This window comes from Arthrobacter sp. SAFR-044, from assembly GCF_059414985.1.
Map to the genome: position 1 here is coordinate 28,265 of NZ_JBPFDN010000003.1, position 26,881 is coordinate 55,145.

At 62.3% G+C, this 26,881-nt stretch carries 26 protein-coding genes; 7 read left to right on the forward strand and 19 right to left on the reverse strand.

Annotated elements, in window-relative coordinates:
* Window positions 1-13: 13 nt before the first annotated feature.
* From ACR65J_RS05235 to ACR65J_RS05255, 5 genes are all read right to left on the reverse strand, one after another.
* On the reverse strand, window positions 14-1,522 hold the full coding sequence (locus ACR65J_RS05235) for a glycoside hydrolase family 32 protein (RefSeq protein WP_440166721.1): 1,509 nt from the start codon (window positions 1,520-1,522) through the stop codon (window positions 14-16).
* 111 nt (window positions 1,523-1,633) lie between these two features.
* Complete coding sequence (locus tag ACR65J_RS05240; RefSeq protein ID WP_440166723.1) at window positions 1,634-3,241, reverse strand: ABC transporter substrate-binding protein; 1,608 nt, start codon at window positions 3,239-3,241, stop codon at window positions 1,634-1,636.
* A gap of 72 nt (window positions 3,242-3,313) precedes the next feature.
* Entirely contained in the window at window positions 3,314-4,273 is a 960-nt protein-coding gene (locus ACR65J_RS05245; protein WP_440166726.1) for a carbohydrate ABC transporter permease, read from the reverse strand.
* A gap of 7 nt (window positions 4,274-4,280) precedes the next feature.
* The gene (locus ACR65J_RS05250; protein WP_440166728.1) at window positions 4,281-5,258 is read right to left on the reverse strand and encodes an ABC transporter permease; all 978 of its coding nucleotides are present in this window, start codon (window positions 5,256-5,258) and stop codon (window positions 4,281-4,283) included.
* A complete protein-coding gene (locus tag ACR65J_RS05255; protein WP_440166730.1) occupies window positions 5,255-6,265 on the reverse strand; it encodes a LacI family DNA-binding transcriptional regulator in 1,011 nt (336 codons plus the stop codon). Before ACR65J_RS05255 ends, ACR65J_RS05250 begins: the two co-directional genes overlap by 4 nt.
* Window positions 6,266-6,511: 246 nt before the next feature.
* Between ACR65J_RS05255 and ACR65J_RS05260 the strand changes: the two genes are divergently transcribed.
* Window positions 6,512-7,564: an LLM class flavin-dependent oxidoreductase gene (locus tag ACR65J_RS05260; RefSeq protein ID WP_440166731.1), complete on the forward strand. Its 1,053-nt coding sequence runs from the start codon at window positions 6,512-6,514 to the stop codon at window positions 7,562-7,564.
* A gap of 123 nt (window positions 7,565-7,687) precedes the next feature.
* Here ACR65J_RS05260 and ACR65J_RS05265 read toward each other — a convergent pair whose 3' ends face one another.
* The 11 genes from ACR65J_RS05265 to ACR65J_RS05315 all read right to left on the reverse strand — a co-directional run bounded on the left by ACR65J_RS05265 (window position 7,688) and on the right by ACR65J_RS05315 (window position 18,154).
* Window positions 7,688-8,905: a flavin monoamine oxidase family protein gene (locus ACR65J_RS05265; protein WP_440166732.1), complete on the reverse strand. Its 1,218-nt coding sequence runs from the start codon at window positions 8,903-8,905 to the stop codon at window positions 7,688-7,690.
* The gene (locus ACR65J_RS05270; RefSeq protein WP_440166733.1) at window positions 8,902-9,945 is read right to left on the reverse strand and encodes an alcohol dehydrogenase catalytic domain-containing protein; all 1,044 of its coding nucleotides are present in this window, start codon (window positions 9,943-9,945) and stop codon (window positions 8,902-8,904) included. Before ACR65J_RS05270 ends, ACR65J_RS05265 begins: the two co-directional genes overlap by 4 nt.
* Before the next feature lie 167 nt (window positions 9,946-10,112).
* On the reverse strand, window positions 10,113-10,394 hold the full coding sequence (locus tag ACR65J_RS05275; RefSeq protein ID WP_142118113.1) for a hypothetical protein: 282 nt from the start codon (window positions 10,392-10,394) through the stop codon (window positions 10,113-10,115).
* 140 nt (window positions 10,395-10,534) lie between these two features.
* On the reverse strand, window positions 10,535-11,428 hold the full coding sequence (locus ACR65J_RS05280; RefSeq protein ID WP_440166734.1) for a LysR family transcriptional regulator: 894 nt from the start codon (window positions 11,426-11,428) through the stop codon (window positions 10,535-10,537).
* A gap of 358 nt (window positions 11,429-11,786) precedes the next feature.
* Window positions 11,787-11,849 (reverse strand): thioredoxin domain-containing protein, encoded by a 63-nt coding sequence (locus ACR65J_RS05285; RefSeq protein ID WP_440167409.1) that lies wholly within the window; start codon window positions 11,847-11,849, stop codon window positions 11,787-11,789.
* 57 nt (window positions 11,850-11,906) lie between these two features.
* Window positions 11,907-13,157 (reverse strand): MFS transporter, encoded by a 1,251-nt coding sequence (locus ACR65J_RS05290; protein WP_440166736.1) that lies wholly within the window; start codon window positions 13,155-13,157, stop codon window positions 11,907-11,909.
* 107 nt (window positions 13,158-13,264) lie between these two features.
* Window positions 13,265-14,347 (reverse strand): branched-chain amino acid aminotransferase, encoded by a 1,083-nt coding sequence (locus ACR65J_RS05295; protein ID WP_440166737.1) that lies wholly within the window; start codon window positions 14,345-14,347, stop codon window positions 13,265-13,267.
* Between the two features lie 96 nt (window positions 14,348-14,443).
* Complete coding sequence (locus ACR65J_RS05300) at window positions 14,444-14,815, reverse strand: carboxymuconolactone decarboxylase family protein (RefSeq protein ID WP_440166739.1); 372 nt, start codon at window positions 14,813-14,815, stop codon at window positions 14,444-14,446.
* A 57-nt stretch (window positions 14,816-14,872) separates the two neighbouring features.
* Window positions 14,873-16,315, reverse strand: a complete 1,443-nt coding sequence (locus tag ACR65J_RS05305) for an amino acid permease (RefSeq protein WP_440166741.1) — start codon at window positions 16,313-16,315, stop codon at window positions 14,873-14,875.
* Between the two features lie 130 nt (window positions 16,316-16,445).
* Window positions 16,446-16,910 (reverse strand): RidA family protein, encoded by a 465-nt coding sequence (locus tag ACR65J_RS05310; protein ID WP_440166743.1) that lies wholly within the window; start codon window positions 16,908-16,910, stop codon window positions 16,446-16,448.
* 14 nt (window positions 16,911-16,924) lie between these two features.
* Window positions 16,925-18,154 carry a MalY/PatB family protein gene (locus tag ACR65J_RS05315; RefSeq protein WP_440167410.1) on the reverse strand — a complete coding sequence of 410 codons (1,230 nt, stop codon included), beginning with the start codon at window positions 18,152-18,154 and terminating at the stop codon, window positions 16,925-16,927.
* Between the two features lie 120 nt (window positions 18,155-18,274).
* Between ACR65J_RS05315 and ACR65J_RS05320 the strand changes: the two genes are divergently transcribed.
* The 6 genes from ACR65J_RS05320 to ACR65J_RS05345 all read left to right on the forward strand — a co-directional run bounded on the left by ACR65J_RS05320 (window position 18,275) and on the right by ACR65J_RS05345 (window position 24,725).
* On the forward strand, window positions 18,275-18,739 hold the full coding sequence (locus ACR65J_RS05320; RefSeq protein ID WP_440166745.1) for an Lrp/AsnC family transcriptional regulator: 465 nt from the start codon (window positions 18,275-18,277) through the stop codon (window positions 18,737-18,739).
* A gap of 484 nt (window positions 18,740-19,223) precedes the next feature.
* Window positions 19,224-21,119 carry a beta-glucoside-specific PTS transporter subunit IIABC gene (locus ACR65J_RS05325; protein ID WP_440166747.1) on the forward strand — a complete coding sequence of 632 codons (1,896 nt, stop codon included), beginning with the start codon at window positions 19,224-19,226 and terminating at the stop codon, window positions 21,117-21,119.
* A 51-nt stretch (window positions 21,120-21,170) separates the two neighbouring features.
* Window positions 21,171-22,583 carry a glycoside hydrolase family 1 protein gene (locus ACR65J_RS05330; RefSeq protein ID WP_440166749.1) on the forward strand — a complete coding sequence of 471 codons (1,413 nt, stop codon included), beginning with the start codon at window positions 21,171-21,173 and terminating at the stop codon, window positions 22,581-22,583.
* 99 nt (window positions 22,584-22,682) lie between these two features.
* Window positions 22,683-23,528, forward strand: coding sequence for a PRD domain-containing protein (locus ACR65J_RS05335; protein WP_440166751.1), 846 nt, complete (start codon window positions 22,683-22,685; stop codon window positions 23,526-23,528).
* A 37-nt stretch (window positions 23,529-23,565) separates the two neighbouring features.
* A complete protein-coding gene (locus ACR65J_RS05340; protein WP_440166752.1) occupies window positions 23,566-23,844 on the forward strand; it encodes an HPr family phosphocarrier protein in 279 nt (92 codons plus the stop codon).
* Window positions 23,845-23,978: 134 nt separating this feature from the next.
* A complete protein-coding gene (locus tag ACR65J_RS05345; RefSeq protein WP_440166754.1) occupies window positions 23,979-24,725 on the forward strand; it encodes an aspartate/glutamate racemase family protein in 747 nt (248 codons plus the stop codon).
* A 316-nt stretch (window positions 24,726-25,041) separates the two neighbouring features.
* On the opposite strand, the gene ACR65J_RS05350 is transcribed toward ACR65J_RS05345, so the two are convergent.
* The 3 genes from ACR65J_RS05350 to ACR65J_RS05360 are packed head-to-tail and all read right to left on the reverse strand — an operon-like array spanning window position 25,042 to window position 26,877.
* Window positions 25,042-25,308 carry a hypothetical protein gene (locus ACR65J_RS05350; protein WP_440166756.1) on the reverse strand — a complete coding sequence of 89 codons (267 nt, stop codon included), beginning with the start codon at window positions 25,306-25,308 and terminating at the stop codon, window positions 25,042-25,044.
* Between the two features lie 52 nt (window positions 25,309-25,360).
* Window positions 25,361-26,107, reverse strand: a complete 747-nt coding sequence (locus ACR65J_RS05355) for an SDR family NAD(P)-dependent oxidoreductase (protein WP_440166758.1) — start codon at window positions 26,105-26,107, stop codon at window positions 25,361-25,363.
* Window positions 26,104-26,877, reverse strand: coding sequence for an SDR family NAD(P)-dependent oxidoreductase (locus ACR65J_RS05360; RefSeq protein WP_440166760.1), 774 nt, complete (start codon window positions 26,875-26,877; stop codon window positions 26,104-26,106). Before ACR65J_RS05360 ends, ACR65J_RS05355 begins: the two co-directional genes overlap by 4 nt.
* Window positions 26,878-26,881: the final 4 nt, after the last annotated feature.

The window sequence follows — 26,881 nt, forward strand, 5'->3', positions numbered from 1 at the left end:
GGCTTCCCGCGTCCTATGCGAACTGTGTGACCTGAAGGCGGTTGATGGTTGCTGAGCCGCCGGTCGCGTAGACAGCCAGGCCGGTGCTGGTCTCTGCCGGAAAGATCAGTTCGGTCATGGTGACGTGGCCGCCCTGGGCAAAGACTTCGACAGAGCAGTGGTCCACGAAAATGGTGAGCTGGTAGGAACCGTTTTTTGTGCTGACGGGGGCGGTATCGATGGATGGGAAGGATTCGTGGAAGTCCGTTTGGCCCGATTGCCGCCGGTCAATGACCAGAAATCCTTCTTCAGGGCGGACCGCCACACGGGTTCCGACCACGCCGTCGCCACGGAGAATGAGGCCGAATTCGCCGGCAGTTCCGGGGGTGAACGTGACTTCGATGCGCTGGACTGCGCCGGCGGCGCCATCCAGGAGCTGCACGGCGTCGGAGATAGTGGTTCGGGACAGACTGAAATCCCGGGAGGAGTCAGCCCGGGTTGACCAGTCGCCCACTGGTTGCTGGACAAGGCGAAGGTTGCCGTCAACGGCTGCGAGCGTCACCTCGCGGGCCAGGGACATGGGGCTGCGCCAGGGTGATGTGGGGATGCGCTGGGCGTATTCCCAGTTGTTCATCCAGGCGATCATGAGGCGGCGGTTGTCGGGGGCGTCGCTGAAGGAGACGGCGGCGTAATAGTCCCGCCCCCAGTCGAGCCACTGATATTCAGCCAGCCTGCTGGGGTCCTGCTGGCCTTCGGTGACGGTTGTGGCAGAGGTAAAGGTGGTCCCGTCGAAATCGCCGACGAAGTATTGGCCGGCCGAGCCGCTGTTGGGTCCGCCGGGGTTGAGGTTGACGGTCAGGACCCACTTGAGGTCTTCCGGGTCTCCGTCCACGGGCAACTGGAAAAGGTCGGGGCATTCCCAGACGCCGCCGGTGGCGTTCGCCGGGCCGAAGGTGCTCAGCAGTTCCCAGTTCTTCAGGTCGTCGGACTTGTACAGGACCACCTGGAAGTCTTTGGCTTCGACGGCGACCATCACCCAGTAGGTGCCCGCACCGCCGTCGTACTTTATGACTTTGGGGTCGCGGAACTCTGCGGAATGGCGGTCCAGCACCGGGCTGCCCGTGTGCTTGGTCCAGGTGTAGCCGCCGTCCAGGCTGTAGGCCAGGGACTGCGCCTGGACGCCCTCATGCCCGGAGCCGGGTTTGAAGGCGCTGGTGTAAATGGCCACGAGCGGGGGGACGGCCTCGGTGCCGAAACCGCTGGTGTTGCTCCGGTCGTAGACGATGCTGCCGGAGAAGATGTCCTCATTCTCGTCGCAGCTGATGGCGACGGGGTGCTCTGTCCAGGTGAGCAGGTCGGTTGAGGTGGCGTGTCCCCAAGACATGTTTCCCCAGACCTTGTCCAGGGGGTTGTTCTGGTAATACAGGTGGTAGACGCCTTCATGGAAGATCAGGCCGTTGGGGTCATTGAGCCAGGTGTTCCGTGCGGCGTAGTGCAGGGCCGGCCGGAACGTTTCGGCTGTCGTGGCGGTGGCGGCAGTCATGAAGGCTGTGTCTCGTTTCTGTGCAGGTTCAGATTTTGGGAGCATCCGCGTATACGGGTACCCGGCAGTGGGGTGGGCCGCTCTGGAGCCGGCCCACCCCACTGGTTGGAGCTAGGAGTTCTTCTTGTAGCGGTCGTAGGCCTGCTGGTAGACCTCGATCATCTTGTCGACTCCGACGTTCTTGAGCTGGGAGACGTATCCGTCCCATTCCTGCTCGATACCTCCCGAGACGATCCACTTGGCAGTGTTTTGCTTCACCAGGGAAGTGACGTCAGTCTGGATGGTGCTGATCTGCTGGAGTTCCTCGTTTGACAGGGCCACCGGCGGGTATCCGTCATTGCCGGCGAAGGGTTTGTAGAGCTCGTTGACGGTCTTCTGGCGTTCCGCTGCCCGCGGTTCCGGGGCGACGACAGTCTTGAAGTTTTCAGCGGTGTTGGCCTTCGGGCCGCCGGGGGCAACTTTTTGGCGGCGTTCGCCTTCGCTGGTGCCTGCCGGCGCCGGCACCTGGGTCAGCAGGCCGCTGGCGTCCTTTTGCAGGGTCTCGCCGATCGGACCCCAGTTGGCCTGGGCTGACTGGATGGGGTCGTAAAGGTTGTCGGCCCACCGCATGGTGGCAGCCGGGTATTTGTTTGCCCGGGTGATGGCGAAGGCACCGCGGGCGATTTCCTGGTTATTCGACTGGCTGGCGATCCGCTTGCCATCAGCCCCTTCCAGTACGGGGACGAGGGCATAGTCCTTGGTGCGGTCTGCGCCCACCATCTCGGGGATTTCCCACCACACAAAAGAGCCGAGGTTTTCGGTCGCGGCTTTGCCCTTGGCCAGGTAGGCCTTGTCGTCCTGCGAGAAGGACTCGGGATCGATCAGGCCTTCCTGGTACCACTCGTGCAGGGTCTGGAGGGCCTTCTTGTAGCCGTCCTGGGTGGCCGTAAAGATGACCTTGTCGTCCTGGACAATGCGGTGGTCCATGTTGTCCGGCACCCCGCCCAGGGCGGCGATCAGGTCAACAATGTCTCCGCACCAGGAGCCGGGGATGAAGCTCAGGGGGATGGTGCGGCCGGTCCCGGAGGCGTCCTGGTTCTTGAAGGCGAGCAGCGCGTCATGGAACTCACCGATGGTCTTGGGCATCGGGATGTTCAGTTTCTTCAGCCATGACGTGTTGATGGCCAGGGCGTGGGGGAACTGGACCAGGCCGAGTTCCTCGACTGAAGGCAGGGAGTAGATGTGCCCGTCCGAGGAGGTGATGGCGGCCTTAATGTCGGCCCGTTCGGAGAGCAGTTTGGAGAGGTTGGGGGCGTTCTTCTCGATGAGGCCCTCGAGTGGGATGAGGGTGCCGCTGGCAGAGTAGGTGGCGATCTCCGCGTCGGTCAGGCCGGTGTTGAAGAACGCGTCGGGCAGGTCGCCGCTGGCGAGGATTAGGTTCTTCTTCTCCTGAAACACCGACTCTGGGAGGTTTTCCCAGTTGATGTGGATGTTGGTGGCCTTTTCCCAGTCCTTCACCACCGTCATGGTGTTGTAGTCCGGCGCCAGGGCGGTCTTGGTCCCTGAGAACTTCAGGTCCAGTTGCTTGCTGACGATCGGGAAGCCGGTTTCCTGGAAACCGAAGTCGGCGGAGGCGTCTTTGACCTCCGTGGAGTGGGAGCCGCCGCCGGAGCAGGCGGTGAACGTCAATGTTCCGGCCAAGATAGCGCCGAGGGCAGCGTATTTACGGCTGAAGGCCATGGGTCATTCCTATTCTGAGGTGGGGTGCTGGTTGCCCGGGGGCGGTTGCCTGGGCGTGGTACGTGGGGAGGGCTATTTGACTGCGCCGATCATGGCGCCCTTGGTGAAGTGCTTCTGCATGAATGGCAGGGCAATCATGAGGGGCAGGCTCGAGACGACGATCATGGCGTACTTGGTGAGCTCTGCGATCCTTTGCGCGGCGGCATAGGAGGCGATGTCCCCGCCGGTGGTACCGGTGGATGAGACGTCGGACTGGATAAGGATGTTGCGCAGGACAAGCTGCAGCGGGTACTTGGAGTCGTCGTTGAGGAAGATCAGGGCGTCGAAGAACGAGTTCCAGTGCGCCACGACGTGGATCATGATCATGAGCATGATCAGTGGTTTGGACAGGGGGAGGACCATTTTGAAGAAGAACTTGAAGTCGGTTGCCCCGTCCATCTGGGCGGCTTCGCGCAGTTCATTCGGAATGGTGTGTTCGAAGAAGGACCTGGCGATGATCAGGTTCCAGACACCTACGGCTCCGGGCAGTACGACGGCCCAGACGGTATTGAGCATGCCCAGGTCGCGGACCACCAGGTACTTAGTGATGAGTCCGCCGTCGAAGAACATGGTGATGACGAACAGCAACATCAGAATTTTCCGGCCGGGCATGTCCTTGCGGGACAGGGCGTAGGCGCCACAGAGGATGGTGGAGACGCTGATGACGGTGCCCAGAACGGTGTAAATGAGGGTGTTGCCCAGTCCATTCCAGATCCGGCTGTCGGCGAAGATCCGTTCGTACCCTTCGGTGGTGATCCCCGAGGGGAAGAGCCAGACCTTGCCTTCGTAGACTGCGTTCGGGTCGCTGACGGAGGCGATGACGATGAAGTACAGCGGGTAAACGACGGCGAGGATGGACAGCAGCAGGACAGCGGCGGCGCCAATACTAAAGGCACGGTCACCGTACTTCTCACGCAGGCTCTGCTTTCGCTGGCCGGGGCTGACGGGCCGGGTGGGGTTCTCGATGGTGCGGGGGTTGGCAGTCACGGACATATCGGCATCACCACAGGGTCGCTTGGTTGGCCCGGCGCGCGATCGTGTTGAAGACGAGCAGCAACACCAGGTTGAGGAGGGAGTTGAACAGGCCGATGGCGGCCGAGTAGCTGAACTGCGCTTGCTGCAGCCCTGCGTGGTAGACGTAGGTCTGGATGATTTCCGAGGAAGAGATGTTCAACGGGGTCTGCATCAGCAGCGCTTTCTCGAAACCAACGTTCAGGAGGTTGCCGATAGCGAGGATGAACAGGATGGTTACCACCGGCATGATGCCGGGCAGGTCGATGTGCCGGATGCGCTGCAATTTGGACGCGCCGTCAACCTTTGCCGCATCATGCAGTGCCGGATCAATCGCTGCGAGGGCTGCCAGGTACACGATCATCGAGAAGCCGGCGTTCTGCCAGACATCCGAGATGACATAGATGGGGCGGAACCACTCCGCTGAACCCATGAAGAAGACGGGCTCGACGCCGGCCAGCTGGATGGCATTGTTCACCAAGCCGGATCTGGGGGAGAGGAGGACAAACATGATGCCCACTACCACAACGGTGGAGATGAAGGCTGGCGAATACAGCACGGTCTGGGTGAACTTCTTAAACCGCTCGCTTTGCAGCTGGTTGACCAGCAGCGCCAGGATGATCGGGATGGGGAAAGCAACCAGGAGGCCGAGGATGGCGATCCACAGGGTGTTTCCGACCACCTGGCCGAACTGGTAGGAGTTCACGAACCTGATGAAGTGCGTCAGGCCCACCCATGGGCTGTCGGTGAACCCGTCCACGGGGTTGTAATTCTTGAAGGCGATCTGCACGCCGTACATGGGCCAGTACTTGAAGACCAGGATGTAGACGACGGCGGGTGCTAGTAATACGTATAACTGCCAGGCCCGAGAAATTCTTTTGAGGCGGAGCGAAAGAGAATTTTTCCGTTGCGGCAGCGGCGTCGCAGCTGGACGGCCCCGCCGCGCCGGGATGGTGCGGCTGCTCATGGCATCTCCTTTGGATGAGTCACAGAGTTCCGTTCGATAAGAGGGCAGTCCATGAGCTCGACCCGGCCATCGGGTTCCGCGTCCTGGAGAATCAGCTCGACCGCGCGCCGGCCCATGGCGACGAACGGCAATTCAAAGGTGGTCAGGCCCGGCCGGAGGAACGGCGCCAATGTTGCCTGGTTATCGAAGCCCACAATGGACACATCCCCAGGAATCGACAGGCGCAAATCCGACACCGCCTGGTAGGCGCCCCAGGCGCCGCGGTCGTTGGCGCAGAAAATCGCGGTGGGCGGGTTGCTGGAGGTCAGCAGCTCCATCGCGTACTTGTAGCCGTCTTCCTCGCCGCCACTGCCAAAGCGGACCAGATCCGGATCCAGTTCCACCCCTGCTTCCTGAAGTGCTTTCCGGTAACCCTCGTAACGTCCGACGGCGGCGGGCAGCTCACTTTCAAGGCTCTCGATGTTGATCATCGCGATCCGGGAATGACCGGCTTGGAGCAGTCGACGGGTGGCTGCATTTCCGCCTTTGACTTCGTCGGGAGCCACGCTCGCAACCCGTCCGGCCCGGTCCTGTGAGTTCAGCACCACGGATCGGATGCCGGCTAACGCTTCCGGGACATCCAGGCGGCGGTGGTACATGCCCGCGTAGACCACTCCGGCAACCTTGTAGGAGAGCATCGCGTCCAGGGACGCGGCCTCAAGCTCTTTGTCGCCGCCGGTATTGACGGTCAGCAGGAGCAGCCCGTCCTCCCACGCCCGCTGCTGTGCGCCTTCGATGATGGCGCCGGCAAAAGGGGTGGTGGCAACGGTATCGCCAATGAACCCGATCATGCCGGCCACGCCTTCGCGCAGTGTCTTGGCGTGAGCGTTGGTTCGGTAGCCAAGCTGGTTCACGGCGTCCCGGACCTTTTTGCGGGTCTCTTCCGAGAACCGCGATCCTGAAGCCGAATTGAGTACCAGGGACACTGTGGCCTGCGAGACGCCGGCGGCAGCAGCGACGTCGTGCATTGTCGGTCCTGACTTTGGCCGTGATCCAGCCATGGGCACCTCCTCGGGTCGCTTGAAGTTCTAGCTAGTTATTCGTATAACTTGCACAACTGTAAGGTGAATCACGAGGGGGAGTCAAGCATTACGTCAACATTGGCAGCGCACATGCTCCGTTGACAGATCGTCACGTTCCGCCATGCTTCAGGAGAACGCTGGGTCGGGCCGCATATTCTGAGGTTCAGTCACCCGCCCTCCCGAAGGAAGCCGATGCCGCATCCCGCCAATCCCCTGCGGAAGCTGGGGTTCCTGACCATTGGCCTGTTCGATCCCGCTGATCCGGCGGCCGGCCACGAGTCCATGCTGCAGATCATCGAACTGGGGGAGCGGCTGGGGTTCGACAGCGCCTGGCTGCGCCACCGCCACCTGCAGTTCGGGATCTCGTCCCCGGTCGCGGTGATGGCTGCGGCGAGCCAGCGCACGTCCCGGATCGAGCTGGGCACGGCCGTGACTCCGCTGGGCTGGGAAAACCCGCTGCGGCTGGCCGAGGACCTGGCCACCGTGGACCTGCTCGCCGGGGGACGCCTCAACCCCGGGGTGAGCGTGGGGGAGCCGATGCAGTACGAGACCGTGAAGCATGAACTGTATCCCGATACCGCGGAGGTGCAGGACTTCAGCTACGCCCGGGTGGAGCGGTTTGCGCGGTTGGTGGCGGGTGAGCCGGTGCGCGAGTTCTCGGGCAAGCAGGGCGTGGTGGAAGAGTTCTCCAACCGCGTTGAGCCTCATTCGCCCGGGCTGCGGGACCGCCTTTGGTACGGGGCCGGCAGCACGAAGTCAGCGGTGTGGGCCGGTGCTAACGGTTTCAATCTACTCTCCAGCAGCGTGATCTTCCCGGACAAGGACCAGGAGCCGGACTTCGCCCTGGTCCAGCAGTCGCAGATCCGGGCGTTCCGTGAGGCTGCAGCTTTGACGGGGCATGCTGGGGCGCGTGTTTCGCAGGGTCTGGTGGTTATCCCGACTGACTCGGCGACTCCTGCTCAGCGGGAGAAGTACCAGCGGTATGTGGACGAACGCACCCCGCGTACTGCTGCTCCGCAGGGGCCGAAAGGCATGATGTTCGCGGCTGATCTCATTGGCACCAGCGAGCAGATCGCCGAGCAGCTGTACGCGCACGCCGGCTTCCAGGAAGTGGACGAGGTGGCCTTCGCCCTTCCGTTCAGCTTTGACCACGAGGACTATGTGCAGATTCTTACTGATATGGCAGGGAAACTGGGTCCGGCTCTGGGATGGACACCAGGGGGAGGAAACCACCCGGCGACGTAAGAGCGCACGCTAGGGTCGTACGCCTGCCTGGCAGCCTCACCTGCAGACTCCTCTAAAGTCCAACATGTCAGTTTGGACCCTAAGACTGTTGGTCGTATCCGTCCGCAAAGTGCCCAACAGGCCCTATTCTGACGCAAAATTACACCCCAACCTGACGTCAGGTTGGGGTGTACGCCAACTGATGCCGCGGTTCAACTTAGGAGCACTCACTTCCGGGGAAGGGATGCCCGTAGGCGGTGTATGAAATCTCATTTCGGGCGAGGTCATGGAACGGGTATCCCTTGAGATAGTGATCGCCTGAGCGGCACTGCGGCCTGCGATAGCTGCTCCTTCGAGGTGGCCAGCGTACGCGGTCGCGGTCTCGGTGGACGCCCAGTGTACGCGGTTATGGATGGGCTGTTGGAAGAGTGGGTTGCCGTAGCTGCTTGTTCCCGCATCTTCCTGGTTTCTCGGCTGTGTGTAGGGCTCGGCGCTCCAGTCCATGACGTGAATTTCGGTGGGATTGCTTGCGTCGGCGCCGAACAGCCGTACAAGCTGGTCGTTGAATGCGTGCGCAATGGCGTTGGTTCCTTGTCGGGGGAGTCCTGCGCAGGGAGCGAATCCGAAGATCGCTGCAGGCTCCCCGCCCGGTCCGCTGTGGTCGTGGAATTCACGGAAAGGACCACTGTGGCTGATGGCGGATCCGGAGAGGCCGATGCGGCGCCAGAACGGGCCGGGGTAGACCGCGACGGCCTTGATCATTCCGCCCATCCACACCGAAGTACGCTTACAAAGCTCTTTGAGGTCGTGCGGGAGGACTGGGACGAACTCAATAGACTCCGCTGCCAGGGCGGGTGGGACGGCGAGGACAACACGTTGTGCGCTCAGCTCCCGTCTGTGGGTGCGTATCTGGACGTCATCGCCATCGACGGTGATTGCTTCGACAGGCTCGTTCAGGGCGAGCGATCCTTCCGGAAGACGGCGGGCCAGTTCGATGGGGAGGGAATGTGCTCCGCGTTCGAAGCGGAGAGATGGGGAGCCAACAGGGTTGCCGTGCAGCCGCCGGCTTCCATCCTGGCCGGTGTCGAAGAGTGCGTCTCCCGCCAATGACTGGGGAAAGCTCGCGAGCCCGAGGGTTTCGAGCATCGATCGGACCCGCAGTTCGTTCTCCCAAAACCATGTAGCGCCGAGGTCGATGCCCGCCTCTGCGGAGTTGATGCTGAATGCCCGTCCTCCAACACGGTCGCGGGCTTCGACGCACAGGACTTTGTGGCCGGCGTGGAGGAGTTCGTACGTTGCCACGAGGCCAGCGAGCCCGGCTCCAATGACGACGACGTCGTAAGAGGCATCCGGAGAGGTCATGGGGCATCCGTCGGGTCGAGGACAATTCGGAAGCGGGCTTCGCCCGCAGCAAGACGGGTGAGAGCTTCGTTCGCTTGGGCAAGGGGCATCTGTTCGGTCATGGGTTTCACGTCGTTGAGCTGCGCGAACCGCATGGCTTCTTCGGTGTCTAGAGCGCTGCCGGTGAGGTGGCCGGTGATGAGTTGCCCGTTCATGACGAGTTGTCCGACCGGAATGGAGAGGCTGGCTGCGTCCACTCCAATAATGGTGAGGCGTCCTCGGATGGCGAGTCCGTGCAGGAGGCCTTCCAGGGGCCCGGTTGTGGGAGCAGTGCAGAGGATCAGATCCGCGGCTCCGAGTGCAGCGAGGGCCGTTCCCGGGTCCTCGGCGGTGCTGTCGATGTAGTGGTGCGCGCCGAGTTGGTGGGCAAATTTGGTGCGCTCTTCGCCCCTGGCGATGGTAACAACGCGGTAGCCCATTTTCGCGGCGAACTGGATGGCGAGGTGTCCGAGGCCGCCAATGCCGAAGACCGCTACGGTCCCGCCTGCCGGGACGGAAGCTTCGCGGAGAGCGTTGAAGGTGGTGACCCCGGCGCAGCCCATTGGTGCCGCCTCGGTAAATGCCATGCCGTCGGGGATCCTGGCGAGGGCGTCTGCCGGGACGGTGATGGTCTGGGCCCATCCGCCGGGGTAGGACAGTCCGGGGATCTTCCGTTGCGGACAGTGAACGACGTCACCGCGCCTGCAATATGTACATTGGCCGCAGCTGCCACCGAACCAGCCCACAGCTACTCGGTTCCCAGATTCCCAACTGGTGACGCCTTCACCGATCTCTGCGATAGTCCCGGCGGCTTCGTGGCCGGGCGTCACAGGAAAGGTGACACCCTTCCCCCTGGCGCGTGCTGTGCCGATATCGGCGTGACACATGCCTGTGGCGGCAACGTCAACCCGTACGTGGCCAGGCGGGGTCGCGGTCAGGGCCCTGTGAACGAGGTTCAGCGGCTGGCCGGGTTCCGCGACCTGCATGGCCGCCAGTCCGGGCGTAACGGGGGTGGTGGACACCAATGGTCCTTTCATCAGGTGCTGGGGGCTTCTTCTGGGTGGCGCTGACCGGGCGGAGGGAGTGGGACACCAGCGATGCCCACTCCCTCCGGTGGAACGTCAGTTCCGCAGGGCCCAAGACTCCGCCCGCGGCGTCCGGACCGTCCGGTCCTGAACGAGGGCGAGCGTCAGACGGTCTCGTAGATCCGGACTTCCGGCTCGGCCTTAAGCAGGGGAGCGAGCGCGACTACGACGTCCTGGGTGAAGAGATCAGTGGCCAGATATTTTTGCGCGCAGTCAGTGGAGCCGAATCCGTGCAGGACCTGCACGTCTTCCTCGCGCACCAGGAGCTGTTTGCTTTGGGCACCGCCAACGGTGTCCAGGAACGGCTGCTTGAACTTCTCGTACACGGCGGCCGCGGCCTCGCGGTCGGCATCGTCGATCTTCAGGGTGATTTCCAGGTAGGCCATATTGAGCTCCAATAGTCGTAAAGGATTCGCAGCAGGTGGCTGCGCCTTCCCAACGCTATGAACAGCAGCGCCTCCACGGTAGAGGACGGTAATGAATACGGACATAACCTATCGTTATGCCTGCGTGGTCCGAGGCTTGATCAGCTGTTGTGCTCGACAAGTCGGCCTGCGAGATGGACGAGTTGGTTGGCAATGGGGGAGTGGGGGCTCCAGATCGTCTCGTAGAAGATCTCCAGGACGCTTCCGTCGGTATCGAGGATTTCGCGGTACGTCGTATCGGCGGCAGCAAGCTTCGACTTCGGGAGCATGGCGGACCCGAGCCCGAGCTGCGACCATTCCTCGAGGACCCGGTAAGTGCCGGCCTCGCCCGGGTAGGCGGTGATCGCGAGGTCGTGCTCGCGGATCAGGCTGCGGGTGAAGGCGGTAAGGCCGCACGTGTCAGGCATCAGGATCAGCTGTTTTCCCGCGAGGTCCTCTACGCGGGCCCGTCCTGCGCCTGGCCGGGTTTCCACCAGGACCAATGGCTCGGAATCGATGACCCTGTGTTCGTAGCGGGGCATCGGCGCCACGGAGGGAACGATGATGATGTCCAGGTCGCCGTCCACGAGGGCACCGCGCAGTTCGCTCATGTTTGCTTCTCGCAGCACCAGTTGCTTGCGCGCGTCCTCCCCGGGCTCGTCGCAGACGGCCCGGTAGGCGCTGGCCACGAGCTTTGGGTTGATCAGGGGAGAAACGCCGAGGCGGATCGTCTCAGGTAAGGGCTCGTTCCACCTCGCGGCTTCTGCGTGGACGTCGTCAAATGCTCTGAGGGCCTGCTCGATGCGCGGCAGCATCGTGTCTCCGAATCTGGTGAGTGCTACACCGCGGGGGGAACGATCGAACAGCTTCTCTCCCAGCGATGCCTCCAGCTTCGCGATCCCGTTCGACAAGGCGGGTTGGGTCACTCCGCACGTCCTCGCTGCGGCACTGAAAGACCCCGTTTCCGCGACGGCCCGCGCGTACCGCAGGCCTTCTATGCTCACTCGTTCACCCATAAGCACAGGCTATCGCTGAGGGCTTCTGGGAACGGAGTTCCCTTGGACTCTGAGGCCGGCCACTGCTCCCGAGCTCGTACTCAGGCTGGGGCCTACGACTGGAGGGAGTCGTTCGGTGTCTCCTCTTGCCTGTCCGGGATTTTGTGCCCGGCCGGCGTCCACATCGAGGGCGCGCACCTGCTCCGTCAGTGAGTCCCGCGCAACAGCAGGCAGCGCCCCTGGTTGTGAATAGAGGCGGATCCCGTCGCGGAAGATCATCAGCGCAGGAATCGAGCTGATCTGTGCCCGGGATGAGAGTTCCGGCTCAGCTTCCGTAGCTTGGTGAAGACGATGTCGGGGCTTGTGCTCGGAGGCCTGTTCAAACACCGGGCCGAAACGCCCTGCAAGGCCCACACCATGAGGCCCAGAAATCGGCCAGCACGATGCCGTCGGCGGAGACGATCCGCTCGAAGTACTGGAGGGTGAGATCTCGGGTGGGTCAGGACGGGATTCCTTTCGGGGCGATGGCCGTGAGCGCGGTCAGAGGTATCAGAGCAATGATGGCGATGGCCGCCAAGGCTGAGAAGCTGGTGAACATCAGGATCGGACCTGCCGTGAAGGCGGCCGCGGCTCCGAAAAGGTTGGAAAGGGCATCGAGGCCTCCTTGTGAGGCGGCCCGTGCCTGGCCGGATACCGCCACACTGAACAGGGCGGAACCTCCGACGTTGCCGAAGGACCAGCCAAGGCCGAGCAGGATCAGCGATGCCATCATCCATCCCATGTCGTTCGACTTGATCATGCCGATCGTCAGAGAAACCGCAAGGAGGACGATACCGGTTGCGATAGTCAGGCGGTGGCCGATCCGGTCCGCCGCGATGCCCACAATGGGGGAAACCCCATACATCCCCACGATGTGGAGGCTGATCGTGATGCCAATGAACGTCACCGATCCGCCTTCGTGCTCGATGTGCACCGGCGTCATCGTCATGATCGCCACCATGACGAGCTGAGAGGTAAGAATCGCTACGACGGCCAGCCGCGCGGGCGGGTTCCGCCGGAGCTCGGCCAGCATGGCCCGGGGCCGGCCACGCCCTGCAGGCGGGGCGGCCACCGCGCGGCTGCCCGGGCAACCGGACTCGTTGACGGCATGGGCTCGGGCGAGCAGAAGGGGGTCGGGCCGCAGCAGCGTAAAAACAAGGCCTCCGGCAGCGGCGAGGCATCCTGAGGCGATCAGGAACGCTGCAGCGAACACCGTCAGGCCCGTTGCACGGCCGATGACTTCACCGGGCACCCCAAGGTTCGGGCCGAGGACGCTGCCGATGGTGCCCACCCAGACAATGAGCGCTAGCGACCGTGCGCGGTGACGGGGGGTGGAAAGATCTGTTGCGGCAAACCGTGCCTGCAAGCTGACCGCGGAGCCCGCTCCGATAAGCAGCAAGCCTATGAATAAGGGAACGACCAGGCTCCATTGAGCGGCAGCGACAAGAAGGCCGGAGCCGGCCGCAGCAACCCACCACCCGCTCGCCAGTGCAACTCTCCGCCCTCGGCGTGCCGCAAGGTTGCCCAGGGGAAAGCCCAGCAAGGCCGCGCCGAGTGTGCTTGAGGTACGGGCCAGCCCGGCCCATGCTTCGTTGTCGGTGACCTGGCCGGCCAGGAGCACGCCGATGGAAGGAGCGATGCCAACACCGACCGTGCCCACGACTTGCATCGCCGAAAGGACGACCATCGTGCGGCGCTGGAGGCGCTCCACGTCCTGTCCTGCGCTTTCAATGTGGCTGGCGGGCAACGTGGATATTTGGGTCCTGGTCATCTTCTTCTTCGGTTCCGTATCTCTATCCCTGCGTTCTTCTGAACGTGCTAGATCACCCGCTGGAGCCAACCCCTCGAATCGGGCCGGTCGCCGTACTGGAGCCCGAGGAGGTGTTCACGGATGGCGAGGGTGTTCGGGCCCGGTTCACCGGTTCCGATGGTGATATCTAGGTCTTCGCCTTGGATTGACACGACGGGGGTGATGGCCGCTGCGGTGCCGCTGGCGAAGATCTCGGTGATGGTGCCGTCCGCGCAGCGCGTCTGCACTTCGCTCAGTCCGATGCGCCGCTCCACCGGCGTTAGTCCGTGTTCTTCGGCGAGAGCGAGGATGCTGTCCCTGGTCACGCCCTCCAGAATGGTGCCCAAGCCAGGGGTGATGAGTTCGCGGTCGGTTGTGATGATGAACAGGTTCATGGTGCCTGATTCCTCAAGCCATTCGTGTTCGACGGCGTCGAGGTAGAGGACTTGGTCGCATCCGTTGGCGCGGGCTTCGGCCTGGGCGGCGAGCCCGGTGGCGTAGTTTCCGCCGCATTTCGCGTCCCCGGTTCCCCCCTTGGCTGCGCGTGTCTGGGTCCGGCTGGCCCACAGGGAGATTCCCGTGGGCCCGTCAGGAAAGTAGGGGCCGGCGGGGGAGGCGATAACGCAGAACTTTGCTTCGGCCGCGGCTCGGACGCCAAGGAATGGTTCCGAGGCGAACATGAACGGCCGGATATAGAGGCTGTGCTCCTTCCCATGCTCGGGGACCCAGGCGTGGTCGGCCCGGACGAGTTCCGTGACGGCGTCCAGGAACAGTTCCTCATCGAGGACAGGCAACGAAAGCCGTGTGGCGGATCGTGCGAATCGGGCGGCGTTGGCTTCGGGACGGAAGAGCCAGACCGAGCCGTCAGCGTGGCGGTAGGCCTTCAGTCCTTCGAAGATTTCCTGCGCATAGTGCAGCACCGACGTCGCCGGGTGGACGCTAAAAGCTTGGAGAGGGCCGACTTCCTGGTCGTGCCAGCCGTCCGTCATGGACCAGGAGGCAGTGGCCATGTGATCGGTGAAGTGGTTTCCGAATCCGGGGTCCGCCAGGACAGCCACCCTGTCATTGGGGGGCAACGGGCTTGGTGCGGGGGTCAGTGGAAAGGCGGTCATTCCGGTGTTCTCTCTGCTGGGGATCGGTCGGTAGTGAACGGGCTGAAGCCCGTGCCCCGGATATTTCCGGGACGCGGGCTCTAGCCGTGAGGTTGCTCAGGACAAGGATGCCGCTGGGACGCTTGGGCTGGAAGCGGCGTCTTCACCTTGGAAGAACTTCAGGGCCTGCCAGCCGTGGGTAAGACCGCCGCCTGCCCTGAGCGCAGTGGCTGTCATGATGGTCTCTGCGAGCTCCTGTTCGGTGGCCCCGGCCTGGCGGGCGGCGTTTGAATGTGCCTCAATGCAGTAGGGGCACTGGGTAGCCAACGCAACGGCGACGGCGATGAGCTCGGTGTACTTGAGCGGAATGACGTTGTCCGGGTTTTCGAAGACTGCCTTGTCGAGCGCCTGGAAGGCGTCGACGGCGGCGGGAGCACCCTGGCGAAGGTTCCGGAAAAACTGGCGGTCATTGTGGTCGTGATACGTCATGGAGACAACTTTCTGTGAGTGGTTTCTATTGGAGGTAAGGAGTAACGGGCGGCGGGGTCAGCTGCCCATGTGGTCGGGGACGGGTACGGAGTCCTCGGTAGCGGTTTCGACTTTCTCGGGGGACTGCCGCTTGCGGTAGACCCTGTAGGCGACGGCGACTACCACGACCCAGGCCACAGAGACGATCAGTGAGACTTGCATGTCCGGCAGGATGGCGATGCAGACCAGGATCACGGCAACGAATACGAGCGCGATGTAATCGGCGTAGGGGTAGAAGGGCGACTTGTACTTGATCGCGTCAGCCTGTCCGTTCTGGATGCGCAGCTTCCGGAACCGAAGGTGGCTGAGCGCGATCGAGCCCCAGGCGCAGATCAGTCCGAAGGTGGTCACCGAGGAGAAGATCTCGAAGACCTGATCCGGCATGACCAGGTTCAGACCCACACCGGCGAGCATGATGACGAAGACGGCGATGACGGCGCCGGAGGGGACCTGCTTGCTGTTGACCTTGCCGAGGAACGCCGGGGCCTTGCCCTGGAGGGAGAGGTTGTAGAAGGTCCTGCTGTTGGTGAAGATACTGGAGTTCACCGCGGAGAGCACTGCGGTCATCACCACGAGGTTCATGATCGTTGCGGCCGCCGGGATGCCAATCCTTGTGAAGACCTCGACGAACGGGCTGCCTTTTCCGGTCAGGGAGGTCCAGGGGAAGATGGTGACCAGGATGGTGATGGCTCCAACGTAGAAGATCATCAGACGCCAGAACGTGGCATTTACGGCCTTGGGCATTGTCTTTTCAACGTCCTTGGCTTCGCCGGCGGTCAGACCCAGGTTCTCGATGCCGCCGAATGCGAAGGCGACCATCACGACGGACAGGATGGAGCCGCTGATGCCGTTGGGGAAGAAGCCTCCGTGTTCCGTCAGGTTGCCCAGTCCGAGGGGCTGGCCCCCGTTCCCGAGCCCGAAGAAGATCATTGCAGCACCGAAGATGATCAGGACGACGATCGCGACCACCTTGATGATGGCGAACCAGAATTCTGCCTCGCCATAGAACTTCACGCCGACGACGTTGATGACGAACATGATGAGTACCGCGATCGCCGCGGTGACCCAGATCGGCATATCGGGGACCCAGTACTGGACATATTTGCCCAGGGCATTGAGTTCGGCCGCACTGGTGGCGAGGAGGAAAATGAACGCGTTCCATCCGTTGAGGAATCCCATGAAGGGGTGGATGTAGCGGCTTGAGTAGGAGATGTATCCGCCGGAGACGGGTTCCTCGACGGACATTTCGCCTTGGGCGCGCATCACGAAGTAGATGGCGGCTGAGGCGACGATGTAGGTGATGATGATGGCTGGGCCTGCGGTCTGGATGGCCCAGCCGGAGCCGTAGAACAATCCAGTTCCGATGGCCCCGCCGATGGCAATCATTTGCAGGTGCCTGCTCTTGAGATCCCGTTTCAGGTTCTCTTTTTCATATGCCTGAACGCGTTGGGGAGATTTCATAGCGCTCTTCTTCCTTGAAGGGGCTTGGGGGATCAGATGGTTTCTGGCATGCCTTTGGGTCGTCAGTGGTGTGCGGTCGCCAGTGCGTACTTGGTGAATGAGTTTGATGCGGGAGTGTCCCGCGGTTGAATCAGTGGAGTTCGAGGACGGCTTCGATTTCGACCGGGACGTCCATCGGCAGCGAGGGAACCCCGACGGCGGAGCGGGCGTGGTTTCCTGCCTCGCCGAGCGCCTCGACCAGGAAATCAGATGCACCGTTGGCGACCTGGTGCTGGTCGGTGAAGGCCGGCGCGCTGGCGACGAAGACAGTGATCTTGACCAGGCGCTTGATCTTCGCCAGGTCGCCCAGGGCGTCCTTGGCCTGGGCGAGGATGTTCGCAGCGCACCAGCGCGCGGCTTCCTGACCGGCGGCGATGTCGACGCCTTCGCCGAGCTTGCCCATTGACGTGAAGGCACCGTCGCGCATCGGCAGCTGGCCGGAGGTGAAAAGCAGGTTCCCGGTGCGGACGTAGGGCTGGTAGTTGGCTACCGACCGTGCAGGGGCGGGGAGGACGACGCCGAGTTCGGACAGACGGTGTTCAATGGTGATGGTCATGGAATTCTCTTCTTTCAGTTGCTGATGAGGGCTGCGGTGAGCCGGTTAATGGCTTCGTCGACAGTGCTGCGTGGGCAACCCAGGTTGACCCGCATGTAGCCGTGTCCTTCGAGACCGAATTTCTGGCCCTTGTCCAGCCAGAGGCGGGCCTTGGTGAGCATGAACTTGTCCAGCTCTTCCGCGTTCCGGCCAAGGCCCCGGCAGTCCATCCAGGCCAGGTAGAGCGAGTCGGCCGGCAGGACCTTCAGTTGCGGAAGCGCGCTGTTGATCGACGCGGCGAAGTGTTCATGGTTGCTCCGGACATAAGCCACCATCTCGTCCACCCAGGCCTCGCCGTGGGCGTAAGCAGCTTCTGCGGCAACCATGCCAAGGACGTTGACCAGTGGGAACATGTTCCGGTCATACTGGCGGGCGAGCTCTTCCCGCATCCGCTGGTTGGGAACAAAGACGTTGGCACTCTGCAACCCGGGGAGATTGAAAGTCTTGCTCGGCGCAGTGCAGGTGATGCTGTTCTGAGCGAACTCCTCGCTGAGGGACGCGAAGGGGATGTGGCGCTTAGCGGGATCCATGATGAGGTCCTGATGAATCTCATCGGAGATGACGATCACGCCGTGGCGAGCACAGATCTCCCCCATCGTGCGCAGTTCGTCTTCGGTCCACACGTTGCCGGTCGGGTTGTGGGGGTTGCTGAGGATGAAAATTTTGGTATCAGGCCGGATAGCGGCCTCGAACACCGTCGCGTCCAGCTCATACCGGTCTCCGACCCTAGACAGCGGTGCGAAGGCAAGGTGCCGGCCGTTCATGAGCATGTCGTTGTGGAAGTGCGCGTAGACCGGCGGCTGGATGAGGACAGAGTCGCCCGGCGCAGAGAAGGCCTGCACCGCAGTCTTGAGGGTCGTGATGATGCCCGAAGTCTGGAGGACCCACTTTTGGTCGACCTCCCAGCCGAAGCGCTTGGCCTGCCAACCGGTGACAGCATCAAGGTAACTCTTCGTGGCCCCGCCCGGGTAGCCGAACACGCCATGCTCGACAGCCTCATGCAGTGCATCCAGCACGACCCGGGGGGCCTTGAAGTCAGTGTCGGCCACCCACATGGGCAGCGGATCTGCTGCGGCCTCGTCCGCAGAAAGAAGAGCGTGCTTATAGGCCCACTTCATCGAGTTGGAGGTGCCCCGTTCGACGACCTCGTCGAATATCGAAGTCGGCGCGGTATCAAGGGAAGGGATCAAAACTGTGTCAGGCATGGTACTCACGAAGCGTTCCTTAGTGGTGTATTTGCGATGCAGTTCACACTAAGACGAAAGCCGTGCAACGTGTTTGCAACTTCTCCGGCAAAACCTCATATAAATGCTAGATTTTGAGGCATGGACAGGATAGATCGGGAGATTCTTGCATTGCTGCAGCTTGAAGGGCGAATATCGTTCACTGAACTGGCGGGGCTTGTGCAGTTGAGCCTGTCGAGCTGCCAGCGGCGCGTGCGGGATCTGGAGGCGCGCGGAATCATACGCAGCTATCGTGCGGTCGTGGACGCAGCTTCGGCCGGCTTCGGCTTTGAAGTCGTTGCGTTCGCAACGCTCACCCGTCCTGACGTGCTGGATGAGTTCGATGCCGCGATCAGCCATGTTCCGGAAATCATTGAGGCCCAAAGACTGTTCGGGGAGCCGGACTACATGATCCGCATCGTTGCGGCGGACCGCGAGGCCTACCAAAAGCTGTATGACAAGGTGCTAAGCCGCCTGCCGGGCGTGCAAAGCCTCAACTCCACCATCGTGATGAAGGAAGTAATTGCCTCCAGGGCGCTGCCCGTTGTCCGGCGCTCAATCGAGTAGCCAGGAAGTGGCCGAGACCAGTCTCGCCCATCCAGTACAGCCTCAATCTTGAACGTTCCAGCGCATGCCGAGGGAGAACTGCTGTACACCCCCTGGGCGTCCGAGCCTCGGTCCGCCGGCAGCAGTCTGGGGGTTCGTCGCCAGGAACTCATGAGGTGTTTGGCGCCGCCGAAGCAGTCATGCCGGAGAAGGAGCTCTTCTGGATCGTCACCCCCACTGGCCAGCGCCGGATCATAGAATTCCACGAATTTGATGTTTACATGCAGCAGGCACGGTGGGAAGCCAGACAACGTAGCCCCAACACCACATAACTTCGCTTTCAAAGGGGTCGTGTTGCGCGTGACTGGAATCACCTGTACGCTCTGATGTTAGCGACGGTTTTCGTCGGCAGGATTGTTACTCGGAAACGGGGCAAGACCTGAGAAGCACACTATGTGCGTCTCGGGTCTTTTTTTGTGCCCAAAAATAGACAGAGAGGTCTGACATGGCAAGTGTGGACTACCGGTCCTTGGCCGGCGACATTTTGCAGGGGGTAGGCGGCGAGAAGAACATCGTCAGTGCCGCCCACTGCGCTACCCGGCTCCGGCTTAAGCTGCGGGACGAGACGAAAGCAGATACAGCAGCGGTCGAGAAGCTCCCCGGCGTGATCACCGTCATGAAGGCCGGCGGCCAGTACCAAGTGGTAATCGGCGACAACGTACCCACCGTTTACGCTGAGCTCGGAAAAATCACCAAACTCACTGATGACAGCGCGGCAGACGAGGAACCGGCGCCGAAGGGCAACCTTTTGAGCCGCTTCATTGACCTGATCTCCTCAATTTTTTCGCCCGTCATCTGGCCACTCGCGGCCGCAGGCCTGCTCAAAGCATTTCTGAGCCTGGCCATTCAACTTGGCTGGCTCGATCCCACATCCCAGACCAATGTAATCCTGGCTGCCACCGCTGACGCGCTGTTCTACTTCCTGCCCCTGTTCCTGGCGGTAACCGCCGCCAAAAAGTTCAGGACCAACCAGTTCACCTCCATGGCGATTGCCGGGGCACTGGTTTACCCGAGCATCGTTGCCCTTGCCGCAAAGCCAGACGCTGTGAGCTTTGCCGGTATCCCGGTGGTGATGATGAACTACACCAGTTCGGTCATCCCGATCCTCGTCGCCGTGTGGCTGCAGGGCTACCTTGAGCGTTTCCTGACCCGCGTACTTCCGTCCGCTATCCGAAACTTCACCACCCCGCTGCTGACCCTTCTGGTCATGGTCCCACTGGTCCTGATCACCGTCGGCCCCGTCACAACCTTCGCAGCCAAGGGGCTGTCTGCCGGCATCGGCGCAGCGTTCACCTTCGCGCCGTGGCTCGCAGGGGCAATCATGGGTGGCTTCTGGCAGGTCTTCGTCCTCTTCGGCCTGCACTGGGGCTTCGTCCCCGGCATGCTCAATGAGATCGCCACTTCTGGCCACTCCCTCCTGTTCGGCCCGCTGCTGCCGGCCGTCCTCGCGCAGGCAGCAGCCACCCTCGCCGTCATGTTTCGTACCCACAACAAGGCCCGCCGCGCCGTGGCTGGTCCTGCGGCTCTCTCGGGCTTCCTCGCCGGTATCACAGAACCCGGCATCTACGGTGTGAACCTGCCCCTGAAGAAGCCGTTCTACTTCGGTATCGCCGGTGGTGTTGTGGGTGGCGCCATCGTGGCCGCAGGGGGCACCGGTGCCACGTCCTTTGTCTTCCCGTCGCTGCTGGGCCTGCCTGCATTCACCTCGGTGGGCAACATCGCCCTTCTTTTCCTCGGCACTGGCGTCGCGGTCGCCCTGGCCTTCACCTTGACCTTCCTCTTTGGCCCCCGCGAGGCAGAAGCAGCGGCCGACGCCGGCACTTCCGTTCCCGGAACGTCCGGGGATAAGCAGGCGGCAGCTGAGCCCGTCCAGGTTTCCGCAGTCCCCGGCGTGGAGGTACTGGCGCCGGTGACGGGTGAGGCGGTGGCCTTGGCAGATGTTCAGGATAAGGTGTTCGCCTCCGGCGCGATGGGCAAGGGCTTGGGCATTGTGCCCGCCGATGGCCGCATCCACGCGCCGATCACGGGGACCATCAAGGCAGCCATGAAGACCGGCCACGCTTTCGGCATCAAGTCAGATGACGGCGTGGAGGTCCTGGTCCACATCGGCATCGACACCGTCCAGCTCCAGGGCCGCGGCTTCGAAGCAGCCGTGACCCGAGGCCAGCAGGTCCGCGCCGGCGACCTGCTCGCGGTCGTAGACCTCTCTTTGGTGGCCGAAGCCGGTTACGACACCACCACCCTGGTGATGGTCACCAACACCGCCCAGCTCCAAAACGTCGACCCGGTCACCGAAGGGAAACTGGCCCTAGGGGACGCCGCGATCACGGTCCAGATCTGACTCCTTCTTCACTTCCACTTTCCCAGTTCCTGCTTGAAAGGATCCACAGCTGTGACCACCACTTTCCCCAAAGGATTCCTCTGGGGCGGCGCCACCGCCGCCAACCAGGTTGAAGGAGCCTACAACGAGGGCGGCAAGGGTCTGTCCATCCAGGACGTGATGCCCAAGGGCATCACGGAAACCCCCACGGAAGAACCGACGCCGGACAACCTCAAGCAGGTGGCGATCGACTTCTACCACCGATATAAGGAGGACATCGCCCTCTTCGCCGAGATGGGCTTCAAGGTGTACCGCTTCTCCATCGCGTGGAGCCGGATCTTCCCGCTCGGTGATGAAGAAACCCCTAACGCCGAAGGTTTGGCCTACTACTCCAGAGTCCTTGACGAACTGGAAAAGCACGGCATCGAACCGCTGGTCACCATCAGCCACTACGAAACCCCGCTGCACCTGGCCCGGAAGTACAACGGCTGGACCAACCGTGAACTCATCGGCTTCTACGAGCGCTACTGCCTCGCCCTGTTCGAACACTTCGGGTCCCGGGTCAAGTACTGGCTGACCTTCAACGAGATCAACTCCGTGCTGCACGAACCGTTCCTGTCCGGCGGCATCCCGGCGCCGAAGGATCAGCTCACCAAGCAGGACCTCTACCAGGCAATTCACCACGAGCTGGTCGCATCGGCACGCGCCACCAAACTGGCCCACGAATTGATGCCGGAGGCGCAGGTGGGGTGCATGATCCTGGCGCTGCCGGTCTACCCGCTGACCCCGGACCCCTCCGACGTCGTTGCAGCCATGCACACCGCGCAGGACAGCTACGCGTTCGGCGACATCCACTGCCGCGGCGAGTACCCGGGTTACCTGCTGCGGCACTTCCGGGACAACGGCATCGAGCTGGACATCACCGAAGGGGACCGCGAGGACCTGAAGAACACGGTGGACTTCGTCTCGTTCAGCTATTACATGAGCGTCTGCGAGACAGCTGATCCGAGCAAGAAGGTCACTGGTCCTGGCAACATCATGGGCGGGGTGGTCAATCCGACGCTGCAGGCCTCCCAGTGGGGCTGGCAAATCGATCCGCAGGGCCTGCGTGTGGCCCTGAACGACTACTGGAACCGGTGGCAAAAACCGCTCTTCATTGTGGAAAACGGCGTCGGCGCGAAAGATCAACTGGTGGAGGTTGAAGGTCAAAAAACGGTCATCGATGACTACCGGATTGCCTACCTCAACGACCACCTGGTGCAGGCCCGGGAAGCAGTGGCAGACGGCGTCCACCTCATGGGCTACACCGCCTGGGGATGCATCGACCTGGTCAGTGCCTCCACCGCGCAAATGAGCAAACGCTACGGTTTCGTCTACGTGGACCGCAACGACAACGGCACCGGCACCCTGGAGCGCTACCCGAAGAAATCCTTCAAGTGGTACAAGGACGTCATCGCGACCAACGGCGCCAGCCTCAAGAACTAGGCCAGTCTCACTGGCAGCCTGTAATACTGGCCGGAAGTGGGGTTTCCTGCCTCCGGCCAGTACAGCAGAGATTCCGGCACTCAACGAAAGGAGGGCGACATGGAGGTCTTGCGCGTCTTCAACAACAACGTCGTCCTCGCCCGGACCCCAGACAAGGGCGAAGTCATCCTCACGGGGCGCGGTCTGGGGTTTCAAGCCAAACCAGGCAAACCTGTAGATGAGAGCAAAGTTATTCGTGTCTTCGTCCCCGAGGATGGCCGGGACGCGGACAACTTCGGTGCACTCGTGGCAGCAATACCTCCCGAGCACCTCCTGCTCGCGGACGAAGCACTGCAGATAGCCCGGAAAGACCTGCCAAACACTATAAGCTCCACCACGGTTGTCGGCCTTGCCGACCACATCAGCTTCGCGATCAAGCGGATACGTCAAGGCATCGACCTCGAATACCCTCTCCGGGGCGAGGTGTCCCACCTCTACCCGGAGGAACTAAAGACAGCCCAACGCGTCCTTGATTTCGTCAATACCCGCATTGAACAAGCCCTGCCCGAGGCCGAAGCAGTGCCCATCGCCCTGCATCTTGTCAACGCAGGGTTCGCTACCGGAGACCTGTCGCTCACTTACCAAATGACCGGCGTCTTCACCCAGCTATTCGAGGTCCTGGAGCAGGCCTACGAACGACCGTTCGATCGCGACACTGTAAATGCCGCGCGCTTCATCACCCATTTACGCTATTTCTTCGTCCGTGCTCAGACAGGTCAACAACTAAACGACGGCGCGACAGCGCTGAGCAAAGCGATCCGTGAGTCGTATCCCGAGGCCTACGGTACGGCGCTGAAGCTCCAGGCGGTGCTCGAGCTGCGCCTGGGCGAGCCGCTTACTGAAGACGAAGTCACCTACCTGACGCTGCATGTAGCCCGCATGGTCGAAGACCTCCGGCTGCAGTAATCACCCAATTTCTTCAACAACTGAACGGAAGAGTTACATGTTCGAACGCACTGCCATCATCGCGAGCACGTCTGGCTTACACGCCCGGCCCGCAACAGTCTTTGTGGAAGCAGCAAACGAATACGACGGCTTGGACATCACCATCGGACGCGAGGAAGAGCCTGCTGACGAAGCAATGGATGCTACGTCAGTTCTTTCCCTTATGAGCCTCGGCCTCGAGTACGGTGACCGGGTGATTCTGCGGACCGAAGGTACCGGGTCGGAGCAGGCATTGGATCGACTGGTCGGGCTACTCGAGACCAACCACGACGCCTGACAGGCTCTCCCGTACACGACGGTCGGAATTCTCACCAGCGGTGATCGACTACGTCTACTTCACTGTCGGGTGGAGAATCACTGCCAGCTGGAGCAGGATCACCACCACGCGCATCTACGACGAGGAACCTCACCATGAGAAAGAAAATCCCTGGCCTCATCGGCCTGGCGCCCAAAACGAACTGCGTCTACTACCTCGAGATGACTCAGTCAGCGGCAAACGTGGACCCGGCCCACACTCCGAACTCACTGCTATGGACCATCAACTTCGAAGAAGCCGCCCGCGCCGTTGGTGCAGGAAACCTCGAAGCGCTCAACGCGCTTCTGATCGACGCCGGCAAGCACCTTGCTGCAGGAGGGGCAGACTTTCTAGTGTTGACTTCCAACACAAGCCACAGTGCTGTTCAAGCTTTGGAAGCGGAGACAGCACTGCCTGTTCTCGACATCCGCGCCGTGGTGGCACAGGAACTGCAACGTCGCCACCTGCAGCGTGTAGGAATCCTCAGCACCAGCCTCACGCAATCAGCAGGCCTGTACGAGGAGGTGTTCCCAGCAGCCGGTTTCAGCATTGAATACCCCGACCGTGCAACCGCCGCACACATCGACCAGGTGATCTTCAACGAACTGGTCAAGGGTATAACCGACGGAGATGCCTCCGCTGTCCTCAAACGCGCCGCAGCCCAGTTACGTGACCGAGGCGCGCAGGCCATCCTCCTGGCATGCACTGACATGACTATCGTCGCGGACCAGCTCAATGATGCCGACATCATCGACACCACAACTCTCCACGCCCGGGCCGCAGGAGAATTCATCTTTGCCAAAGATGCGGCTGTGAAAGCGCCTTCCTTGCCGTCCTCAAAGGCCCCTACGAGAGGATCTTGATTCTGGCATCCAACATTGGGCCTCTTAATGACGCGGTAGAACGTTATGCCCTCCTCGCCAGAACGCTGCAAAATGCCTGCGAGGAACAAGGTTCTGCATACGATGCCGTCCTGCTGGCCCAGTACTGGCTTTCCCCGGCCGCAAAACCCTTTCCGCGCACCTCGGCAATCCCGTCCTTGCAGGACCGAGGCTGGCCGCAGCCACCCTGCGATGCCTGCTGCTGCAAGCTCCAACCCCACAGTCACGGAAAGAAGGGTAGGCGCCCGTGCAGTGAACGGCACCTCAGGGAATCAGTCATCGACCGGGCGCGTCCATTTCAGGAGGCCGGCAGCGGGTCACGTTCCGGCTGTTCGCTCATCGATACCTGGTAGTGGAACCCGGTTCGCTCTTCGCATGCCCAGACCTGGTAGAAGCTGGCCTTCTCAAAGAGCTGCCGGCCCTCGACGGTTGAGTGGATCCAGAGGATGGAGCCGTCATCCGTAACAGCATCGACGAATCCACTGCAGACGATGGATCCCTGATAGCGGATTTCAACATTCGCGCCTTCGAGCGTGCGCCAGTCCTTAACGTGTCGCTGGTTCATGGGTTTCCTTTCGAAGGTTTTAGGTCAAGGACGATGAAGGTGGTGGGCGTTTTCAGCGCACGTAATCGGCGCCGGTGATGTCGATGGTGGCGCCGGTGGTGTGTCGGGACTTGCCGGAGGCGAGGAAGGCAATAACCTCCGCGACCTCACCGGGCGGAGTGACCTCACCTAACGGAAGCCCTTCAAGGACGGCGGGGTCCGTGGCGAGGTCGCCTGCGATGTCGGTGGCCACCCACCCCGGGGCGATCGCGTAGGCGAGGACGTTCTCCCTCGCGTAGCCGCGGGCGATTCCCTTGGTGAGGGCAAGCAGGCCGCCCTTGGCAGCACCGTAGGCGAGGTGTTCTGCGTCGTCCCCGCGGTGGGCGGAGCGGCTGGTCACGTTGATAATGATCCCGCCACCGCGCTCCCGGAATCCGAGGATGGCTTGCCGGCACAGGTCTGCCGGGGCGAGGAGGTTCAGTTCGTAGTTAGCCTGCCAGCCCTGTTGCCACTCGCCGTCGTTATCAATGTGTGAGGCGAGCCAGGCGCCGGCGTTGTTGACCAGCACGTCGACGCCGCCGCGCCAGGCGGCAGCCTCCGTCCAGACCCGTTCGCGCTCCGCCGGGTTCCGAAGATCGCCTTGGACCAGGTGGACACGGTCGCCGAGCCGGTCGGCGGTGGCGTGGGCGGAATCCTTGTCGTTCCCGTAGTGGAGGACGACGTGCGCGCCCTCGCGGTGCAGGACTTCAACTGTCGCGCGGCCGATGCCGCGCGACGCTCCCGTCACCAGGACGGTCTTCCCGTCCATGGGCCCGGTCATGCAACGGCCTGGGCGCCGGTGATTTCAATGACGGAGCCGCAGATGTAGGGGGCTTCGTCGGAGGCGAGGAAGGCCACCAAGGCGGCGATTTCCTCCGGTTTGCCAATCCGGCCGAACGGGACCAGGGCGTCAAGGTCGGCCACAGTGCGGCCGCTGCGGGCGAGCCCGGCTTCGAGCATGGGCGCGTGCACTTCGCCGGGTGCGACGGCGTTGACCCGGATATTGTTCGGGGCGTAGTCGCGGGCCAGGTTTTTGGTGAAGGCGACGACGGCGGCCTTGGAGACGTTGTAGGCGATGTGTCCTGGCGCCGGGTACAGGCCCCACTGGGAAGCCGTGTTCACGATGGCACCCCCACCTGCGCCGATCATGTGCGGCAGCACCGCACGGCACAGGTGGAACAGTGCGTCCACATTGACGGCAAAGGACAGGTCCCAGTCGTACTCCGAAAGGGAGAGCAGGTCCCCGCGTCGGTTAACGCCGGCGTTGTTGGCCAGCACGTCAATCCGGCCGCGGGCATCAACGATGTGCTGGACGGCCGCCGCTGACGCTTCGGGGTCGAGAAGGTCGAAGACCAGCGCCTCGGCGGAGAAACCTTCACCCGTCAGGTCGTCGGCTACTTCCTTTGCGGCTGTTTCATTGGCATCGGCCACGAACACGTGGGCACCTTCGGCGGCCAGCCGGCGGCTGATGGCGGATCCGATCCCGCCGCCAGCCCCGGTGACCAGTGCGGTCTTGCCGTCGAAGCGGCGCCCACGTCCCGTCGTCGTCATTCTG

What these genes read in the sequence shown, in the direction of transcription:
- ACR65J_RS05350 (WP_440166756.1), bottom strand. Translation starts at nt 25,308, where the DNA reads ATGAACCAGCGACACGTTAAGGACTGGCGCACGCTCGAAGGCGCGAAT.
- ACR65J_RS05280 (WP_440166734.1), bottom strand. Translation starts at nt 11,428, where the DNA reads ATGGGTGAACGAGTGAGCATAGAAGGCCTGCGGTACGCGCGGGCCGTC.
- ACR65J_RS05360 (WP_440166760.1), bottom strand. Translation starts at nt 26,877, where the DNA reads ATGACGACGACGGGACGTGGGCGCCGCTTCGACGGCAAGACCGCACTG.
- ACR65J_RS05310 (WP_440166743.1), bottom strand. Translation starts at nt 16,910, where the DNA reads ATGACCATCACCATTGAACACCGTCTGTCCGAACTCGGCGTCGTCCTC.
- ACR65J_RS05295 (WP_440166737.1), bottom strand. Translation starts at nt 14,347, where the DNA reads ATGACCGCCTTTCCACTGACCCCCGCACCAAGCCCGTTGCCCCCCAAT.
- ACR65J_RS05260 (WP_440166731.1), top strand. Translation starts at nt 6,512, where the DNA reads ATGCCGCATCCCGCCAATCCCCTGCGGAAGCTGGGGTTCCTGACCATT.
- ACR65J_RS05245 (WP_440166726.1), bottom strand. Translation starts at nt 4,273, where the DNA reads ATGTCCGTGACTGCCAACCCCCGCACCATCGAGAACCCCACCCGGCCC.
- ACR65J_RS05320 (WP_440166745.1), top strand. Translation starts at nt 18,275, where the DNA reads ATGGACAGGATAGATCGGGAGATTCTTGCATTGCTGCAGCTTGAAGGG.
- ACR65J_RS05340 (WP_440166752.1), top strand. Translation starts at nt 23,566, where the DNA reads ATGTTCGAACGCACTGCCATCATCGCGAGCACGTCTGGCTTACACGCC.
- ACR65J_RS05240 (WP_440166723.1), bottom strand. Translation starts at nt 3,241, where the DNA reads ATGGCCTTCAGCCGTAAATACGCTGCCCTCGGCGCTATCTTGGCCGGA.
- ACR65J_RS05335 (WP_440166751.1), top strand. Translation starts at nt 22,683, where the DNA reads ATGGAGGTCTTGCGCGTCTTCAACAACAACGTCGTCCTCGCCCGGACC.
- ACR65J_RS05265 (WP_440166732.1), bottom strand. Translation starts at nt 8,905, where the DNA reads ATGACCTCTCCGGATGCCTCTTACGACGTCGTCGTCATTGGAGCCGGG.
- ACR65J_RS05300 (WP_440166739.1), bottom strand. Translation starts at nt 14,815, where the DNA reads ATGACGTATCACGACCACAATGACCGCCAGTTTTTCCGGAACCTTCGC.
- ACR65J_RS05255 (WP_440166730.1), bottom strand. Translation starts at nt 6,265, where the DNA reads ATGCACGACGTCGCTGCTGCCGCCGGCGTCTCGCAGGCCACAGTGTCC.
- ACR65J_RS05315 (WP_440167410.1), bottom strand. Translation starts at nt 18,154, where the DNA reads ATGCCTGACACAGTTTTGATCCCTTCCCTTGATACCGCGCCGACTTCG.
- ACR65J_RS05235 (WP_440166721.1), bottom strand. Translation starts at nt 1,522, where the DNA reads ATGACTGCCGCCACCGCCACGACAGCCGAAACGTTCCGGCCGGCCCTG.
- ACR65J_RS05305 (WP_440166741.1), bottom strand. Translation starts at nt 16,315, where the DNA reads ATGAAATCTCCCCAACGCGTTCAGGCATATGAAAAAGAGAACCTGAAA.
- ACR65J_RS05345 (WP_440166754.1), top strand. Translation starts at nt 23,979, where the DNA reads ATGAGAAAGAAAATCCCTGGCCTCATCGGCCTGGCGCCCAAAACGAAC.
- ACR65J_RS05355 (WP_440166758.1), bottom strand. Translation starts at nt 26,107, where the DNA reads ATGACCGGGCCCATGGACGGGAAGACCGTCCTGGTGACGGGAGCGTCG.
- ACR65J_RS05250 (WP_440166728.1), bottom strand. Translation starts at nt 5,258, where the DNA reads ATGAGCAGCCGCACCATCCCGGCGCGGCGGGGCCGTCCAGCTGCGACG.
- ACR65J_RS05275 (WP_142118113.1), bottom strand. Translation starts at nt 10,394, where the DNA reads ATGGCCTACCTGGAAATCACCCTGAAGATCGACGATGCCGACCGCGAG.
- ACR65J_RS05325 (WP_440166747.1), top strand. Translation starts at nt 19,224, where the DNA reads ATGGCAAGTGTGGACTACCGGTCCTTGGCCGGCGACATTTTGCAGGGG.